The sequence below is a fragment of the Peptostreptococcus porci genome, from assembly GCF_009695815.1.
GTDB classification, from domain to species: Bacteria; Bacillota; Clostridia; order Peptostreptococcales; family Peptostreptococcaceae; genus Peptostreptococcus; species Peptostreptococcus porci.
This window is the reverse complement of record NZ_VUNE01000001.1, coordinates 616592-635385: the sequence shown is the minus strand read 5'-3', so window position 1 is coordinate 635385 and position 18794 is coordinate 616592. Positions and strand designations below refer to the sequence as shown.

Annotated in this window: 17 protein-coding genes and 1 other annotated feature; of the genes, 4 read left to right on the top strand and 13 right to left on the bottom strand. The window is 32.0% G+C overall.

Going from position 1 to position 18794, the window contains the following annotated elements; genetic code table 11:
* Positions 1–206: 206 nt before the first annotated feature.
* Both FYJ71_RS02830 and FYJ71_RS02825 read right to left on the bottom strand, forming a co-directional pair.
* The gene (locus FYJ71_RS02830; RefSeq protein WP_154537281.1) at positions 207–971 is read right to left on the bottom strand and encodes a peptidylprolyl isomerase; all 765 of its coding nucleotides are present in this window, start codon (positions 969–971) and stop codon (positions 207–209) included.
* Between the two features lie 73 nt (positions 972–1044).
* Entirely contained in the window at positions 1045–1482 is a 438-nt protein-coding gene (locus FYJ71_RS02825; RefSeq protein ID WP_154537280.1) for a hypothetical protein, read from the bottom strand.
* Between the two features lie 100 nt (positions 1483–1582).
* On the opposite strand from FYJ71_RS02825, the gene FYJ71_RS02820 reads away from it, so the two are divergent.
* Complete coding sequence (locus FYJ71_RS02820; protein WP_154537279.1) at positions 1583–2038, top strand: hypothetical protein; 456 nt, start codon at positions 1583–1585, stop codon at positions 2036–2038.
* Between the two features lie 166 nt (positions 2039–2204).
* Here FYJ71_RS02820 and FYJ71_RS02815 read toward each other — a convergent pair whose 3' ends face one another.
* The gene (locus tag FYJ71_RS02815; RefSeq protein WP_154537278.1) at positions 2205–2609 is read right to left on the bottom strand and encodes a CBS domain-containing protein; all 405 of its coding nucleotides are present in this window, start codon (positions 2607–2609) and stop codon (positions 2205–2207) included.
* Positions 2610–2900: 291 nt separating this feature from the next.
* Positions 2901–3101, bottom strand: a complete 201-nt coding sequence (locus FYJ71_RS02810) for a cold-shock protein (protein WP_154537277.1) — start codon at positions 3099–3101, stop codon at positions 2901–2903.
* Between the two features lie 195 nt (positions 3102–3296).
* Here FYJ71_RS02810 and FYJ71_RS02805 point away from each other — a divergent pair, with 195 nt between their 5' ends.
* A complete protein-coding gene (locus FYJ71_RS02805; RefSeq protein ID WP_154537276.1) occupies positions 3297–4121 on the top strand; it encodes a pyridoxamine kinase in 825 nt (274 codons plus the stop codon).
* A gap of 178 nt (positions 4122–4299) precedes the next feature.
* Here the strand turns inward: FYJ71_RS02805 and FYJ71_RS02800 are convergent, their stop codons facing one another.
* The 3 genes from FYJ71_RS02800 to FYJ71_RS02790 all read right to left on the bottom strand — a co-directional run bounded on the left by FYJ71_RS02800 (position 4300) and on the right by FYJ71_RS02790 (position 8100).
* On the bottom strand, positions 4300–6201 hold the full coding sequence (locus FYJ71_RS02800; RefSeq protein WP_154537275.1) for a type I glutamate--ammonia ligase: 1902 nt from the start codon (positions 6199–6201) through the stop codon (positions 4300–4302).
* Between the two features lie 159 nt (positions 6202–6360).
* Entirely contained in the window at positions 6361–7113 is a 753-nt protein-coding gene (locus FYJ71_RS02795; protein ID WP_154537274.1) for an exodeoxyribonuclease III, read from the bottom strand.
* A gap of 24 nt (positions 7114–7137) precedes the next feature.
* Positions 7138–8100: a galactose-1-phosphate uridylyltransferase gene (locus FYJ71_RS02790; RefSeq protein ID WP_154537273.1), complete on the bottom strand. Its 963-nt coding sequence runs from the start codon at positions 8098–8100 to the stop codon at positions 7138–7140.
* 316 nt (positions 8101–8416) lie between these two features.
* On the opposite strand from FYJ71_RS02790, the gene FYJ71_RS02785 reads away from it, so the two are divergent.
* Positions 8417–9616: a pyridoxal phosphate-dependent aminotransferase gene (locus FYJ71_RS02785; RefSeq protein WP_154537272.1), complete on the top strand. Its 1200-nt coding sequence runs from the start codon at positions 8417–8419 to the stop codon at positions 9614–9616.
* A 107-nt stretch (positions 9617–9723) separates the two neighbouring features.
* Here the strand turns inward: FYJ71_RS02785 and FYJ71_RS02780 are convergent, their stop codons facing one another.
* Positions 9724–10182, bottom strand: coding sequence for a MarR family winged helix-turn-helix transcriptional regulator (locus FYJ71_RS02780; protein ID WP_154537271.1), 459 nt, complete (start codon positions 10180–10182; stop codon positions 9724–9726).
* A 288-nt stretch (positions 10183–10470) separates the two neighbouring features.
* Between FYJ71_RS02780 and FYJ71_RS02775 the strand changes: the two genes are divergently transcribed.
* Positions 10471–11280 carry an undecaprenyl-diphosphate phosphatase gene (locus FYJ71_RS02775; protein WP_154537270.1) on the top strand — a complete coding sequence of 270 codons (810 nt, stop codon included), beginning with the start codon at positions 10471–10473 and terminating at the stop codon, positions 11278–11280.
* 202 nt (positions 11281–11482) lie between these two features.
* On the opposite strand, the gene FYJ71_RS02770 is transcribed toward FYJ71_RS02775, so the two are convergent.
* The 5 genes from FYJ71_RS02770 to FYJ71_RS02750 form a co-directional block, all read right to left on the bottom strand.
* On the bottom strand, positions 11483–13276 hold the full coding sequence (locus FYJ71_RS02770) for a UvrD-helicase domain-containing protein (RefSeq protein WP_154537269.1): 1794 nt from the start codon (positions 13274–13276) through the stop codon (positions 11483–11485).
* A gap of 220 nt (positions 13277–13496) precedes the next feature.
* Positions 13497–16622, bottom strand: a complete 3126-nt coding sequence (gene ileS, locus FYJ71_RS02765; protein WP_154537268.1) for an isoleucine--tRNA ligase — start codon at positions 16620–16622, stop codon at positions 13497–13499.
* 75 nt (positions 16623–16697) lie between these two features.
* Positions 16698–16909 (bottom strand) — a binding site (T-box leader).
* A 126-nt stretch (positions 16910–17035) separates the two neighbouring features.
* The gene (locus FYJ71_RS02760; RefSeq protein WP_154537267.1) at positions 17036–17686 is read right to left on the bottom strand and encodes a DivIVA domain-containing protein; all 651 of its coding nucleotides are present in this window, start codon (positions 17684–17686) and stop codon (positions 17036–17038) included.
* A 26-nt stretch (positions 17687–17712) separates the two neighbouring features.
* On the bottom strand, positions 17713–18498 hold the full coding sequence (locus tag FYJ71_RS02755) for a YlmH family RNA-binding protein (RefSeq protein ID WP_154537266.1): 786 nt from the start codon (positions 18496–18498) through the stop codon (positions 17713–17715).
* A gap of 14 nt (positions 18499–18512) precedes the next feature.
* On the bottom strand, positions 18513–18770 hold the full coding sequence (locus FYJ71_RS02750; protein ID WP_154537265.1) for a YggT family protein: 258 nt from the start codon (positions 18768–18770) through the stop codon (positions 18513–18515).
* Between the last annotated feature and the right edge of the window lie 24 nt (positions 18771–18794).

Genomic DNA, 18794 nt, shown 5'->3' with positions numbered 1-18794 from the left:
TAAATAATAGCTTTCCTCACATCATTTACAAATATACATACCTCATATCATTTACAAACATCGATAATCACACCTCTTACAAATATACATTTTCTCTGTGTTCACAGGCATGTACCTTCACAAAAAAAGAACTCGCATCATTCATACTTTCTAAATGAATGTGCAAGTTCTCTAAAATAACAATATTTTAAAATATTGCCCTAATACTATTCGCCTTTATTAATCACAAGAATATCTTTGTATTTATTTGTCAATTCATCTAATTTTCCTACAAATGCTTCTCCTTGCTTTTTGTATATCAAAGATGTTTCAACATCTTTTTTTGCATCTTCATACTCACTTTGCTTCTGTTCAGTTCTTTCTGTAACAAGAATCAAGTGATATCCAAACTGAGTTTTTACAGGAGAAGAAAGCTTTCCAACAGGTATAGTAAATACTACCTCTTCAAATTCAGGAACCATCTGACCTCTTCCAAAAGTACCCAAATCACCACCATTCATATTAGATGGACAAGTTGAATACTGAACTGCTGCATCTTCAAATGATATTTCTTTTTTGTTTATTTTAGATTCAACTTCCTTTGCCAAATCTTCATTGTCAACCAATATATGCTTTGCAGTAGCAGTTTCTTCTTCAACAAACTGTTCCTTGTTTTCTTCAAAGAACTTTAGTTTTTCATCTTCATCAACTGTAACAGCAGACAATAATTTGTTAATAGCATACTGCTTTAACATATTGGCTTTAATCAATTCAATCTCTTTTACGAAATTTTCGTCCTGATCTAACTTGTTTTCAATTGCATCAAGATAGAATAATTCTTGATTAATCAAATCAGCCAATATTCTCTTTCTTCCCTCTTCATTGTCAAATTGAGCTCTTTGGAATTGATCCAAACTATTTACTGCTGCCTCAATGTCTTCCTTTGTGATTATCTTATCGCCTATTTTGGCTAAAAAATTAGTATCTGTCATAATTTTCCTCCGTTATATTAACTTTTGCATATGCTCTAATAATAACATTATTTTCCAAATATGTCTATAGGTATCAATAAAAGTAGGTCAAAACCAAAAGCAGAAGCCCTGATAGCACACCCACGACCCCAATGTCATTCTCCTCAACCTTGATAAGCTTCCATGACGAAAAAATCATCAAAAAACATAGCACTATTTTTATATATAAAAAAGTAACGTCTCTTGGAACAATCATATTACTATATAACGAAACCAAGTATGCCAACGATGTAGTCAGCATAAAACCAAAATACCATTTGGTTGCTTTTGCATTTACAAAACGTTTTATAACCAAAAACACAATAAAGACCGTATCCATTATAAAATACATATTGAACAGAATTCGATTATAGTTCTGTATTGTTATGACAATCCAATCATACCAGTAAATTGGCCAAAAAACCAAGCATATAAGTCTAAAATATAATTCCAAACAAGACAAGTTCTTGATGCTTTCAAATATTTTTTTCAAGGTGTAACCTCCAAACTTTCAATATTCACTTTTAATTTTATAATATTTATGATAAAATTAATAGGGTATTTTTAATAATTATTAATGATTGGAGGCTTATATGGGCATAAGAGATAAATTCGCCGAACAGTATGCCAGACAAAAAACAATGTCTGGACCAGAAAAAAAAGCAAATGATATTATAGGAAAACTGATGATGAAAAAAGTAGCTCCTTTTTTTATTCTTCTAATAGTTTTTTTGATAATAGGTGTTGTCGTAAAAGTCCCATGGTGGGGTATATTAATAGCTGACGTTTTAGTTGCAGTAGCTGCTTACTTCTACATGAAAAAAGCAGGACAAAAATATCAAGAATTTTTGCCTTACGTTGGTAATTTAATAAGTGTAGACAAGAAAAATAAAGATGAGTACGTCTTATTGATTAAACAGGGAAAGAAACCTGTCAAATTGGATGTAAAATACGGTGGAGAAGATTTTGTAAAGGTTAAGAGAAATTCTCTAGTACAGGTATCATATAATCCTGAAGGAAAAATAGCAATTCTTGTTACAAAGCAATAATTTTTAACTAAATACATACACCAATCTTTTTGACTGGTTGAATTTTAAAAAAGGGCTGACTCATAAGAGTCCCAAATAAAAGGTATACCCACATTCTCTACGTACGAAAAATGAATGTAGGGTATACCCTTTTATTTGCGTTTTCTTTATAAGTTTTGTAGGTAGACTACTCTTCCTTTAATCTCATACAAGCATATGAAAGAACGTCTCTTCTCTTTATTATACCAATAAATATATTTGAATCGTCTATTACCGGAACAAAATTTTGACTAATCAAGGCAGTAAATAAATCCTCTACATTTGTATCGACTTTCACAGTTTCATTAGTAAGCCTTCTCGGAATTTCCATAATATTCGTATTAAGTACTGTATCGCTAAATGTTTGAGCTAATTCCAAAAACCAAAGCAAATCTCCTTCCTTCACTGTACCTAAATAATTCCCATCTTTGTTCAATATGGGTATTGAGGAGAATTTGTGACTCTTAAGCTTTCTCAATACTTCTCTTATCTCATCTGTGTCCAACACGTGTACGACCTCGCTTTTTGGTGTTAAAAAAAACAAAATATTCATACTTACTCCTTTATAAATTATCAATTTCTAAAAATGAATAAAACACTGTGATATTTTTCAGCATTTTAAGATATATCCTATAAAATGACATATTTTCTATAATCAGTATAACACAGTACCTTAACTCAAACCTTATTTTTATCATTAAAATATCAAAACTTGTTAGCAGCCTTTCATTAATATATTTTTAATATGAGAAAAGGATTGGCATAAGCCAATCCTCGCATTTGTAATCCAAAATTATTAATGTATTTATTCTATAAAATAATCTATATTATAATAAATCCAACCTTATATTCTTGTTACGTTAGCTGCCTGAGGGCCTTTTGAACCATCAACGATTTCAAATTCAACCTTCTGACCTTCTTCTAAAGACTTGAATCCGTCTCCCTGGATTGCTGAGAAATGTACGAATACATCATTTTCTCCATCAATAGATATAAATCCAAATCCTTTTTCATTGTTAAACCACTTTACTACTCCGTTTTTCATTAAATATTTCCTCCTAAAGTATAATGAGTCACCACAAAATTATGTGACTCATCTTTACTTAAGATAACACACTTTTGACAATTAGTCAACAACAATCATACAATTTAAAATTAAAATATATTGATTAAGTTGTTAAAGAGTACTTTATATGGTATCATTATCAATAGAATATGAAAAAAATATTTGGAGGTCAATATGCAGAAAAAAATAGCCTGTATCAACGATATTTCTGGAATAGGAAAATGTTCATTAACAGTTGCTTTGCCGATAATTTCTGCTCTAAAGTGCCAATGTTGCCCTTTACCTACCTCTGTCCTTTCTAGCCAAACCGGATACCCCGAATACACATTTGTAGATTTGACAGACAGCATGAAAAAATACATTGAAACTTGGAACAGCTTAGGTAAGAATTTCGATACAATTTACAGTGGATTTCTTGGATCATTAGAGCAGATCAAATCTGTTGAATATTTGATAAAGATTAATCCTAGTTCTTTTGTAATAGTAGATCCCATATTAGGAGATCTTGGAGAGATATTCCCTATTTTTTCTCAGGAAGATGTCGAGGAAATGAAAAAACTTGTTAGAATGGCAAATATGATCACACCTAATTTAACCGAAGCAAATCTATTACTCGGCAAAAAAGCTGATGAAAAATATACTTCAGATGATAGTCTATACGAAATTTGTAAAGAATTATCGAAATTAGGACCCGAAACTGTAATTATCACAGGATATATTGAAGAAGATACAATTTACAATGTTTGTTATAATGCTACAAACGAAGAATTCTTTAAAGTAGGTAACTTTTACAATAAACAGAGCTTTAGTGGAACGGGAGATATTTTTACATCAATAGTCTCAGGGTTGATTACAAGAGGCTTTGAACTAAATAAGGCTGTTACAGTAGCTACAGATTTTATAAAAAAAGCAGTAGAATATACTTCAGGGCTTGATAGCTTCGACAGAAATGATGGCATAATGTTCGAGCTTTTCTTATCAGACCTAACATCGATATAGTATACAATATCTAATTGAAAACAATATAGTCCAAAAAACTAAAACATAAAAAGGTAGAGTATCAGAATAATAGCCATCTGATACTCTACCTTTATGTATTCAACAAATATTTTCAACTAGATAATTCAGTTTTATGTATTTTTATGTATTTTTATATATTTTTATGTACTTTAATTTTTTAATAGATATTTTTTCTATAATTCACATATAGCTGCTGGATTTCTTCCATTTTTGACTTCGCAATTATCTGCAAATCAGAGGCTTCCTTAAAGTTACCGAGATCTATAGCATTTTTTATCATACCATATATCGAAGGACCTTTTAACGTGTTCTTCATCAAGTCAAATTTAATTTGAACAATTGAATCCCACATTACTTCGTCCAAAGCATCCATATTTTCGCCTGTATGAAGCTTTACGAAGGTTCTAAGCAGTCTAATGTTTCTATCTATTATTCTTGAAGAAAGCTTCTTTTTCCATTTGTCAAGAGATCCCGCCTTGAAGGAAGTTAAGATACTCTCTGTAAACACATCTCCGCAAGTCAATACCTTTAGCTTTTCTGGATAATTCTCAAAATTTAACATTGCCTCGTATACTGTTGCTGGTGGAATACCGAACATTTTATTTCTCTCTTCCAAAGTGTAGAATTCGAATACATTGTTTTCATCTCTATACTTTCTTCCCTCTTCAAGATAAAAGCCTGTTTCTTCCTCTGACTTTGATATTTCCTTTTCCAATTCCTTTGTATCGAATTTTCCATTTTCAACTACTGCTAAAATACCATCCAGCATAGTCTGGTAGCAGCCTGATATTACAAGGTACTTGTTTGACTGAGGATTTGGAGATCTTAATTCAAATCTCAAAGTTTTTGGATTCTCAATATCTCTGATAAGACCTACCAATACCGATCTGTTTCTTGACGGTATCTCATATGAATGCCCCAGAGATGTAACTGTACAAACAGGTGCTTCAAATCCAGGAACTAGTCTGTTAAATCCATCATTCGTATTTGTTACGATTGGAGCCAAAACCTCATAATTCTTTAATATACCCATCAATGCCCCATATCCGATTGGACTCAAATAATCTTCTCTAAGATTTTTTGGAGCAAATAAATTCACAAATTTACCGTTTTTTAGCTTTGCACTAACTCCAACATGAGTATGTGCCCCACTTCCAGCTACACCATGAATCGGCTTTGCCTTAAAACTTACCTCAAGTCCATGTGATTCAAATATATCGTATACTACCTCTCTAACTAACAACTCATTGTCCGCTGCCTGTAGAGGAGTGTTGAACTTCCATGAAATCTCAAGTTGCTCCATGGCGTGATTTGTCGATCCTTCATTGTTAATCGAGCTATGTATACCACCGACCTCTTTATGAGCCATCTCTGGTTCAAGTCCGTATCTTTCAAGCTCAATCAAACACATTTCCAAACAAGTTCTGATTATACCATGTGTTCTCTTCCAGTATTGCTCTTTTAGACTTTGAGAAACGAACAATTTCTCCAAATCTGCTTTGTCTTCTGGAGTATTAACCCAAAATTCCAGCTCTGTGGCAGATGTCAGCCCTATGCTTTCTATTTCTTCAGGAGAATTTATATCTGTGTTGTCTAAAACCTGAGGATATTTGTTGATAATATCTAGGATGCTTTGCTTGAAATGCTCCTCAGCTCTCTTCAATGTCGCTCTGGAGCAAACCTTCTTGTTATCATGAATAAGGAATGCTGGAATCTTTAAGGTTCCAACCGGTTTATCTGTTTCTTCGTCATAGAAGTTGTGATTATAGTCAACAAACCATGTCGCATCTTTGTCTGCCATTAAATCTACCTTGGCATTATTTAGTGTTGCTATATCATGCAATTCAACAGAAGAACCATCCGTTTGAATACTTGAATTTAAAAAAGAATCAATGTCGTCTAAAAATAAGCTAACTGGAATTTTTTCGTCAGTAGCATTCCCCCCCAAATCGACACCCATAAGAGAAACAAATTTAATATTTTTGTTGTCACTAAGAATCTTTTCTAGTGCATCAGACGAATGTTCGTCCTTTTTTATGTAATACAATAACTCCGACATACTAACCTCCTGAAATACGAATTATTTTTATAAAAAATATTTTTTTATTCGCATACATATTTTTTCTATTTATTATATAACATTACTAATCAATTTTCAATAAAAAAATATAGATATTATTGTAATATTTTTATGAATTACGATTCAATATAATAAACACTACTTTATTTTCAATTCTACTGGGCAATGATCTGACCCCATAACGTCATTGTGAATTTTAGCATCCAACAATCTATCTTCAAAATCTTTCGAAGTACAGAAATAATCAATTCTCCATCCCGCATTATTTTTTCTCGCATTAAACCTATATGACCACCAAGAATATTCGCCTTCAGCATCTGGATAGAAGTATCTGTATGTATCAATAAATCCACTTTCCAAAAACTCTGTAAATTTTTCCCTCTCCTCATCAGTAAATCCAGCATTTTTTCTATTGTTTTTTGGATTTTTTAAATCAATCTCTTTGTGGGCAACATTTAAATCTCCACAAACTACCACTGGTTTTCTCTCGTTTAAACCTAAAAGGTAATCTCTAAAATCAATCTCCCACTTCATTCTATAATCAAGCCTTTTTAGCTCTGTCTGAGAATTTGGCGTGTATACTGTTATGAAGTAATAGTCATCAAATTCACATGTAATAACTCTACCTTCTTGATCATGCTCTTCAATTCCGATTCCATAGGCTACTGTTAAAGGCTCTTTTTTTGTAAATACCGCAGTTCCTGAATATCCCTTTTTCTTTGCATAGTTCCAGTATTGATAGTAGCCTTCTATTTCAAGCTCAACTTGACCTTCTTGACACTTGGTTTCTTGAATAGCAAATATATCTGCGTCAATATCGTTAAAATATTCCAAAAATCCCTTTTGCAGGGCAGCTCTTATCCCATTTACATTCCACGAAATAAATTTCATAACTTTTCTCCTTTTACCCTTTAATTATCTTTTTAAATTAAACTTTAATTCCTTTGCTAGTTCATCTGGTTCTGAGCTACAAACAAAAATATTTGAGCTCAACTCAAATCCACCGAAATTATATATTCTCGGTATTATATGAAAGTGTGTTCTATATATATCTCTATACTTTTCGCCAACTGGAGAAGTGTGTATGATCATATTAAACGGTATTTCACCTTGATATTCTCCCCACCTTCTAAACAAATTACCAATTATAAAGGATAGTTCATCAATATAAACTTCAGACAATTCATCAAAATCAGTTTTGTCTTTTTGCACTATTCTTATTTCACCACTATATCTAGTCGCATAAGGAACAAATACTATGAAATATTTTCCATCAAATATGAGTCTATTCTCATACTCTAGCTCTTCATTTACAATATTATCGTATAATGACTCTTTGTTTTTGGCATGGTAATCCTCTGCAATATCAAGTTCCTTTTGAACTTCTGGTGGAATTATATTAAGTGATATAATCTGAGTATGAGGATGCAAAAGCGATGCACCAGAATTTTTTTGCGAATTTTTGAATATGTTGACATATTTAATATCATCCATGGTTTTAAGTTCTTTATACCTTGATACTAAAAGATTAAAAAAATCGCAAAGTTCTTCATCACTCATGTTATAAAAGCTACCGTTGTGTCTATGTGTTTCAATCAAAACTTCATGCTGACCAAAAATATCTTTTGTTGTCATATCCACTATTGGAAATTTATTGCCTACTGACCTCGCTACCCATTTTCCATTTTTTATAATTTCGCCCTTTGGAACACCACACCAAGACTCATTCCCCCTACAAAAAGGACAGTTATCAACATATTCCTCTCCTGTAGCTTCAAAAGTTGCATTTATCTTCACTTTGTCGTGTGGTCTATTATTTCTAGTTGTCGAATAAATAGATATATCCCCTGTCATTACATCTTTTCTAATTTCTTTCATAATAAAACTCCTACAATAAATACAAATACATTATTTATTACTATGATATATATATTAACATACTTTACAGATTTTAATCTAAATAAAGAAGATTTTTTTTAAAAAATTTTTTTGATTTATCAGAATTCTTGTAATAATTAAGCATTTAGCTGTATTGGGTTATTATCACTTATTAATATACTAAAAAAATCAATTGTTTTTTATTTATTTTATATTTATTTTTACAAAAAAATGTGATATATTATAAAATATGAAGGAAAAACGTTTTTTATTTTTTCTTTACTATTTTCAAAATGTTAATTTATGGAGGTATGAAATGAAATTTTCAAACAGAGTAGGTTCAATGCAGGCTTCACCAGTAAGAAAGCTTGTACCATTTGCTACAGCAGCAAAGAAAGACGGGGTTAAAGTATATCACTTAAATATCGGTCAGCCTGATATAAAGACTCCAGAAGGATTTATGAAAGCTGTCAGAGACTTCGACGAATCTGTTCTAGAATATGCCGATTCAGTAGGTTCTGATGAGTTAGTAAATGCTATGATCGAATACTATAAGGGTTATGATATCAACTATGAGTCAGGTGAAATACTGATTACAAACGGTGGTTCTGAAGCATTATTATTCGCTATGATGACTTTATGTAACCCTGGAGAAAATATATTAGTTCCTGAACCGTTCTACACTAACTACAATGGTTTTGCCACTAGTGTTGACGTTCAGATAAGACCAATAACTACAAAGGCTGAAGAAGGATTCCACCTTCCATCAAAAGAAAAAGTTCTTGCTTCACTTGACGAAAATACAAGAGCAATACTAATTTCAAATCCTGGAAATCCAACAGGTGCTATATATACAATTGAAGAAATGCAGATGTTGGCTGAAGTTGCTATAGAAAAAGACCTATGGATAATTTCTGATGAAGTTTATAGAGAATTTGTTTATGATGGATTAAAATACACTAGTTTCGGAAACTTAGAAAACGTTGCTGACAGAGTAATAATTGTTGACTCTGTTTCAAAAAGATACTCTGCATGTGGCGCTAGAATCGGATCTTTGGCTTCAAAAAACAAAGAGTTTATAGCTCAAGTGTTGAAACTTTGCCAAGGAAGACTTTGCGTTCCAACTCTAGAAATGATTGGTGCTGCTGAGCTATACAAAACACCTAAATCTTATTTAGAAGAAGTAAATAAAGAATACTGCAAGAGAAGAGATACTCTATATGAAGAAATAATGAAAATACCTGGTGTAGTTTGCGAAAAACCTACAGGTGCATTCTACATGGTAGTTAAGCTTCCAGTTGAAAATGCTGAAGATTTTGTTATCTTCATGTTGAAAGAATTCAGACATAACGGAGCTACTACAATGGCTACTCCTGCAGAAAACTTCTACGCGACTCCAGGACTTGGTAGAGATGAAGTTAGACTTGCGTATATCTTAAATTGTGACGATTTAAAAGCATCTGCTGAGTGCTTAAGATTAGGTCTTGAAGCTTATAAAGCTGCTGGAAATAAATAATAACAAAAAAAATTGAAATAAAAAATCATTTATTATATCAAAAAGCTGATCATCAATATTTCGTATTAATGGTCAGCTTATTTCTTTGAATCATAGAAAACGTAAGCTTACTGTTCATCTTTTTCAAATTTTTCCATAACCCCCATAATATTTTTTAAAGAGTCAATAAAAGAATCAAGATCATCAATATCTATTTTTCTAATTCGTTCTTCCAATGATTCCTTCAGTAATTCGATAAAATCTTCAGAAAGCAATTCACCTTTTCTAGTCAAAGCAATATTGAACTTTCGTCTGTCCTTTTTATCTCTAATTCTTACCAGATATCCCTTATCTGATAAATCGTCAATCATACTCGTCAAACTACCTTTTTCGATATTTAGCATACTGCATAAATTAGTCATGCTTATCGAACCATAGTTGTAAATAAAAGTAATCGCCCTAATTTGAGTTTTGTTAATGTCTTTGTCTTGAATAAATTGTTTGATGTACTCCAAGTAAAAATTGTTGTAGATTGTTGGTAATGATTTTACCAAAAATGAAATAGTAGTATCAACCTCAGTATACATATTTACCTCCCTATCATTCTGTATTTAGTATAATATAAAAATGATTTTTTTACAATATATATATTGCAAATTTTAAAAATTCTATTAATATATTTATCTCATTCTTTTTTATAATAACTTAATTATTAATAGTTTTACTAATAAATAAGATTTATTAATATATTAATAACAAATGATAAGTTAATTATAGACAATTATTTTGTGAAATTATGTTCATTTAAGTTGATAATCTCTTTTTTTTATGTTATATTATACTTTGATACAAAAATTTGAATTGGAGGTAAAACATTGTTAGAAATTTTAAAAGCGATAATACTCGGCATAATCCAGGGTATTACAGAATGGTTGCCTGTCAGTAGTACAGGACATATGATACTGGTAGATCAATTTCTTCATCTCGCAGGAAATAAGAAATTTGTTGATACATTTTTGGTAGTAATTCAATTTGGTTCAATTCTTGCTGTTATTTTACTTTACTTCGATAAGCTCAACCCATTTTCTAGTAGTAAAAATGCAAAAGCAAAAAAGGCAACTTGGGATTTATGGATTAAAGTTTTAATAGCCGTTATACCATCTGGTGTGATTGGCGTACTATTTGAAAAGAAAATAGATGCAGTATTTTTCAAGCCGACAGTAGTTGCTGCCGCTTTAATTATTTATGGGATAATAATGATTTGGATTGAATCAAGACATAAAAGACCAGTGATAACAAAATTCAGTAATCTATCATACAAGACTGCTTTGTTGATAGGTGTATTTCAAATATTGGCATTAGTTCCTGGCACCTCTAGATCTGGTTCAACTATAATAGGAGCCTTGCTTTTAGGAACGTCGAGATTTATTGCTGCAGAATTCTCATTTTTTCTAGCAATACCTACTATGCTAGGAGCAAGTCTTTTAAAACTTTTAAAGGCTGGGTTTGCTTTTTCAGGATTTGAATGGTTCATTATGTTTGTTGGATCTCTAACTGCTTTTGTCGTTTCTGTAGTAGTCATCAAATTTTTCATGGGCTACATAAAGAAACACGACTTTAAGGCATTTGGTGTATATAGAATAATTTTGGGAATAATTGTGTTTGCTTTTTTCCTTTTTTCATAAAAAAACATAAGCACTAGAAGTCGAAATTACAATGGTAACGCAGTTTGACAACTAGTGCTTTTATTTGTTTTTGTACTATTTTTATGTTCGTATTTTTTTATTTTAGTATCATTTTAGATTTAGTATTATTTTTCTTATATTTTATATTAAATACTTTTTATATTCAATTTTTTATTTTCTATTATTATATACCATCAATTTATTATTTTATATCCAATTCACTGTTATGTATTAGTTTAATAATATGGCTTGTTTCTGGTGTGTACGACACTATCAGACTCAATGACTCCTCAGCCCTAGTCATCGCCGTGTAAACCTTATTTAAGTCACCCACAAAATCATTCACCTGATAATCATGCTTATCGAAGTCAACATAATGATTATACAGCATTTCTAATTCACATACAACGACTGCTTTAAAGGATAGTGTTTTTACCGAATATATATTGGAAATAGTTATGCCTCTCTTGATTGTAATATCAGTAATATCTTCATCTGGTAGAATATACTCTATATTTGCATCTTCAAGGCTCTTCCTCAGCATATACTGAAAATAAATTATCTTACCATTTTTTAATTTCTTTTTATTGTAAGGGAAAATTATTGCAACATCATTGTATGAATAGCCCAAATCATTTACCAAATGCTGAACCTCCCATATTATCGAATTTATTTGATCATCCAAATCGTCCACTCTAACAATATTCACTTTTTTTGACGAGCTCCATACTGGACTAGTCTTTGTAAATACATCGGTTGCCAAATTACCTCTTATATCTGCAATAAAATTATTTGCATTCTCACAATATTTATTTATAAATTCTACAATCTCCTTTGATTGCCTATAGTTTTTGACTAATATCTTTTCATCCTCAAAATCAAGTACCTTTAACCTGCACTTGAAAATATTTAAATTATTGTTTATATTATATGCTTTACAAAAATTGACATTGAAGATTCTCTTCGTCTTATAAAGAAATTCATACACTAGCTCAATTTCCTCTTCGGTAAAGTTTTCGCCTTCGTCAACAAATATACCTTTAAACACTCTCTTATTTTTAATGCTGTTCTTAATTTGCTTCATGATATTGCTAAAAGCCTTATCATAATTCCTCTTAAATAAATTGTAGTCTATAACAAGTCCATAAATCTTTGCCAGCTTAAAGACAAATGAGCTAAGAGTATGTACCTCGATATTGTCGGAATCTACTTGTAATAATTCCAGCTGTTCCTTATATTTTACATACTGATGCTTCGTATAAGTCAACAGCAAAAACTTGTGATGTGGGTATATTTTTGATAATTTTATTACTCTTCCAAGCATAATCGAACTCTTACCAGCGCCTGATCCTCCCTGTATCAAATGATTACCATAATTTACAGAGGAAACGTCCACAATCTGCTCTTTATCCATCATAGCTATCTTATAATCTAGGTTGTCGTCAGAAAACGACAACTTTTTTAGATTTTTTGATAGATTCAGCCCCTTTGTGAATGTGAAATACTCAGTGCATACTTTAGAAATAAACATAGTTAGAAGAACCTCATCATTCTCTTGTGAAAAATATTCCCCCATACTGTCAAATGATAGCAAAGCATCTCGTGCTGACTCACCGAAAATAATATGAGAATCTACAAACTCATCTCTATTATACTTATTTTCAATAGAATCAATGTATGGCATAACAAATACATAGTTAAAATTTATTCGTGGGTAATTTTTTTTCATATTCTCAACAAGCTGGTTGTACTCTTCATTCATTATTTCTATTATTTCTTCGTCAAGAACAAAAAACAATTCTTCAGAGGTGTCCATAAATTTAATAAAAACTATTTTGTTATCCTTGATTAACAGCATATCGGTATTTATTCCCTTAAAAGGTATCGCCTTAGGAATTATAAATTCGTCTTCGCCAATATTTTCGTACAAGTGTTTTTCCATACTCTTCAGCTTTAGTGCATCCAAGTTCGAATCAATATTTATAAATCTATTCATAATAACCACCTCCTACTTATCAATATTATACCACACAATTTTCACTATAATAATAAAAAATATGCACAAACAAAAAGATGCTGAATCAATATTTCACTTCATTCAATGTCGTTATTATATCAGTGATAATATTGTCAGCAACTTCTTGTTGTTATTATTTTGTTCTTGTAAGCAATATTATAATAAAACCTTATTTACTATACAAAAGAGTAAATATTTTTTATTTTACCTTTTCAACCCTTAAACCTGTGTCGTGATCATTTAAGTTTTGAACCTCTAAATCTGAAGAATCAACTTTTTCTATTGATACCGCAAGAGTTTCTGTCTTTATATAGTCTTCGAAATCTTTCAATGCAGCCTCAACTTCACTATCGCCATTATAGTAGATCTTGATATTATCAAGAACTTCAAATCCACTGGCTTTTCTCATTTGCTGAACTTTGGATACACATTCTCTCGCAAGACCTTCTTTGATTAGCTCATCAGTCAATGTAGTATCCAATATTACGAACAGATTGTTTTCCATTGAGACATTGAAACCTTCTTTAGATTCTATATTTACTAGAACCTGTTCTTTATCAAATTCAAACTCTTTTCCAGCAACTTCAACCTTGACAGTTTCTCCAGCTTCCAACTTGTTAACTACACTATGTGCATCAAGTGATGAAAGAACTTTTGCAAATTCATTTACATTCTTACCTAAAACTGGTCCTAGAACCTTAAAGTTTGGTTTTAATGAGAAATTCATAAACTCATCAAGATTTTTCGCAAACACTACTTCCTTTACATTAAGCTCTTCCTTCATCAATTCTACCAAATCAGATATTGTATCCTCATATTTACCATCTATCAATACTTCTGCTATCGGCTGTCTAACCTTGATCTTTGAGTTTTCTCTAGCAGATCTTCCCAATGTTACCAAATTCTTTGTTAAATCCATCTTTGCTTCTAATTCTGCGTCGATTAACTCAGAATTACATTTTGGATAATCCGCACAATGTACAGAGTATTCTCCAGTTAATTTTCTATACATTTCTTCAGATAAGTATGGTGCAAATGGTGCCACCATTCTCACAAATCCATTTAATACTTCGTAAGTTGTATTGTAAACAGATTTCTTATCTTCTGTTAACTCAGTTCCCCAGAATCTTCTTCTAGATCTTCTGATATACCAGTTAGACAAATCATCATTCAAGAATTCAGTCATTCTTCTTATCGCCTTATTTACATCAAATACTTCTAGATATTCTTCGATTTCCTTTGCAAGGTTGTTGAATTTAGAAAGCATCCATCTATCCAATTCCGGTCTGTCCTTGTATTCAACAAAGAGATCAGTAGGGTTTAGATTGTCTGTATTTGCATATAGTGTGAAGAAATTATATGTATTCTTCAACGTTCCTATAAACTTAGACATTATTTCCTTCAAACCATCCTCATCAAATCTTATTGGAGTCCATGGTGGAGAAACGTATAGTAGGTACCATCTTAATGCATCAACACCATATTTATCAAACATTTCAAATGGATTTATTGTATTTCCCTTTGACTTAGACATTTTCTTACCATCTTTGTCCAATACAAGATCTGTTACAAGTACATTTTTGTATGGTGATTTTCCAGTAACGAATGTTGATACTGCGAGCAATGAATAGAACCAACCTCTAGTCTGATCTATACCTTCACAGATATAATCTGCTGGGAACAACTTGTCAAAATCATCTTTATGTTCAAACGGATAATGCCATTGTGCAAAAGGCATTGCTCCTGAATCAAACCAACAGTCTGCAACCTCAGGTATTCTTGACATTGGCTTTCCACAATCAGGACAAGTCAAATGAACTTCATCTATGTATGGTCTATGTAGTTCTATTGTTTCAGGATCTATATCTTCTATCGCCTTTTCAGCCAATTCTGCTCTGGAACCTATCGTTTCAATACATCCACATTCACATTTCCATACAGGAAGTGGAGTACCCCAATATCTTGATCTTGAAAGAGCCCAGTCCTTTAATTCTTCTAGCCAGTTTCCAAATCTACCCTGACCGACAAATTCTGGGAACCAATTTACACCGTTATTATTCGCTATTAATTTGTCTTTTAGTTTTGTCATTTCAAGGTACCAGCCAGGATTAGCATAGTATACCAAAGGAGTTCCACATCTCCAGCAGTGTGGATAATTATGCTCAACTTTTTCTTTTGAGTAAAGTTTATTCTCGCCAGCCAAGTATTTTATTATTTCGACGTCAAGTCCATCTTCCATTACAAATCTTCCCTGCCATGGTGTCGCAGTAAATTTTCCTTCAGAATCAACCGGCTGAACAAATGGAAGTGAATATGCTCTACCCATATTATAGTCATCTTCACCAAATGCTGGTGCAGAGTGAACTATACCAGTACCATCAGTAACAGTTACATAGTCTGCACAAGTCACATAAAACGCCTTACCATCAACTTCTACAAACGGCATTAGTTGTTCATATTCCATGTATTCAAGATCTTTACCTTTCAAGACTTCTAGAACCTCATATTCACCTTCACCCAAATGCTTATCTGCCAATACTTTTGCCAAATAATATACTTCGTCACCTTTTTTTGCTCTTACGTATTCAACATCAGAATTTACTGTCAAAGCCACATTCGAAGGCAATGTCCATGGAGTCGTCGTCCAAGCAAGGAAGTATTCATTTTCAGTTCCTTTCTTTTTGAACTTTGCTACCAAAGTATTGCTCTTTACTTCCTTATATCCTTGTGCTACCTCATGTGATGCAAGACCAGTACCACATCTTGGACAGTATGGAAGTATCTTGTGACCTTCATAAAGCAACCCTTCTTTATTAAACTTGTCTAGAATCCACCAAAGAGATTCGATATAATCATTGTCTAGTGTTATATATGGATCATCCAAATCAACTGAATAAGCCATTCTTTCAGACATTTCTCGCCAACTTTTTTCATATGTGAATACAGATTCTCTACATTTTGTACAAAAATCTTCTATCCCGTATTCTTCTATCGCTTTCTTACTAGAAAGTCCCAACTCTTTTTCTACCTGCAGTTCAACAGGAAGACCATGAGTATCCCAACCTGCTTTTCTTGGAACCTTATAACCACTCATAGTTTTATATCTACAAACCCAGTCTTTAAGAGTTCTCGATATTACATGGTGAATACCTGGATTACCATTTGCTGTTGGAGGTCCTTCATAAAATACATATGTAGGATCATTTTTTCCCTTTTCCAATACTCTTTCTAATATGTTGTCCTCTCTCCATCTTTTAAGAGTGTCTTCCTCTGCTTTCGATATACCACAATCATTAAGTGGCTCAAACACAAATTCTTTTTCCATACTGATTCTCCTTCTCTAAAAATAAATATATCTTAGTAACTCTTTTTTCATAAAAAAACTCGTCGCCTTGCATTTGCAAGGGACGAGTTAAAATCGCGTTACCACCCTAGTTCCTATAAATAATATAGGCTCTCTTCAGTCCATATCGGAACTACCCGGTCGGCTTACTGCTATTTTCAGCCTTCTGCTCGGAAGTGATATTCTCATATTTCATCATTTATCGGCTCACACCATACCCGACTCGCTCGAAACTATAAATATGATACTGTCTTCGTCATAGCTTTTTCTTTTGTTAGATAATATTGTATTGCAATAAATTAAAATCGTCAAGTATTTTTGATAAAATTTTTCTAAAATTTTCAAAAAATTTTAAAAATATACAAAAATTATAACTTGACGACAAGTGAATTATTCTATTTTATGTTGAAAATATCTTCGGGTGAACCTGTCATGCTAGGTACGTCATCGTCTTGTTCTAGAACCAATGTAGATTCACTAGAAACATTGTTGATTTCCTCTTTTTCCTGAACATCTTCTAAAACTTCCATTCTCATCGTTCCAGTCGCTTCAAAAGTAACAGGTGTAGTAGCTCTGTTAAAGCTATCTCCATCGATTTCTATATCACTAAAAATATCGTCCACATTTTTGATTTCATCCTGCAACAGTGACTTGAATTTTATTCTAAAAACTTTGAACTCTTTTACCAAGGATTCATATTCATTTCTTATTTCAACGACCTTATTATTCGCCTTGTCAATCATCTGCTTTGACTGCAACTCAGCCTCTTGAACTATTATTCTTGCCTTCTTATTCGCCGCATTCGTAGTATCTTCAGCTGCACTTTGAGCAGTTATAAGAGTTTCTTTTAAAGTATCTTCTATGCTAGAATATTTACTCAACTGATCCATATACATTGCAAGCTTTTCCTTCAAAGCATCATTTTCTTTAAGTATAACTTCATAGCTTTCTTTTACTTCATCAAGAAATTCATCTACTTCTGTTTCATTATATCCCCTAAAGCCTTTCTTAAATTCTTTTGTTTCTAAAATATCAGGTGTTATCATATAAACCACTTCCTAACTATAAAAATTTACAAATACTTACTAATTGATAATCTAAATTTTCCTTTTTTTGAAATTCCACCAAGCTCTTTAATCAAAAACTTTCCGTATCCCCTCACAGATACAACTGAGTTTTCCTCCACTTGAAACGACGGTTGAGTAATCTTCTCATAGTTTACCTGAATCAATTCGGAATTGACTAATTTAATAGACTCACTCCGAGAAAGGTTATATGCAGATGCAACAACGCTATCAATTCTCAGTGAAGAAACGGAAACTGAACTTTCCTTGTAATTTTGTTGAGGAATTTCAACTAATTCCCTATGTATCTCTCTAACATCAACGTTGGATTTTTTTACTTTTTTAAAGTTGTATAATAAAAAATCACAAATTTCTTCATCAACAACAATTTGACAATAGTTTTCATGAACTAAAATATCACCTATTTTTTCTCGCCTTATCCCCAAGCTCAATAAAGCTCCCATATAGTCTCTATGATTTGCAGAGCCAAATTTATCGTTATTTTTTATCTCTAAAAAACGCAACCCTGCACCAACACTATCCATATCACAATAATAAGGAAAAATATGAATAATAGCTCTTTCACAACCAGGATAACCACCATCTACAGTATATTTCAAATCAGGTTCGGAATTAATTATAGAAACTGCGGTCTTCACTTCAAAAGGATTCAGAAAGTCTGTATTTTTAGGTATGTGCTTTTTCGAAACCAAATTACACAAATCGACGATATGATACATCTTGATCTTTAGGTCCTCATCTCTGATAAAAGATGTTACTTTTTGTTTATCCATAATTAACCACTTATCTATAAGAACATATACACTAATCTAGATATTATCATTAGAACTATTATAACGACCATTGGAGTAAAATCTAGTGGCCCTGTCATAAATCGCCCAAAAATCTTCCTCACAGGTATTTCAATCGGACTGGTAAAATCATCCAATACTCTGTAAAACTTGCTATCCTGTGTTCCAGGAAACCAAGATAATATTGATTTCGCAATAACTACCCAAATTATTATGTCAATAAGTTTTATAAGTGCTATTTTTAAGACTTCCATATTATTTGTCCCCTATCTACTCAC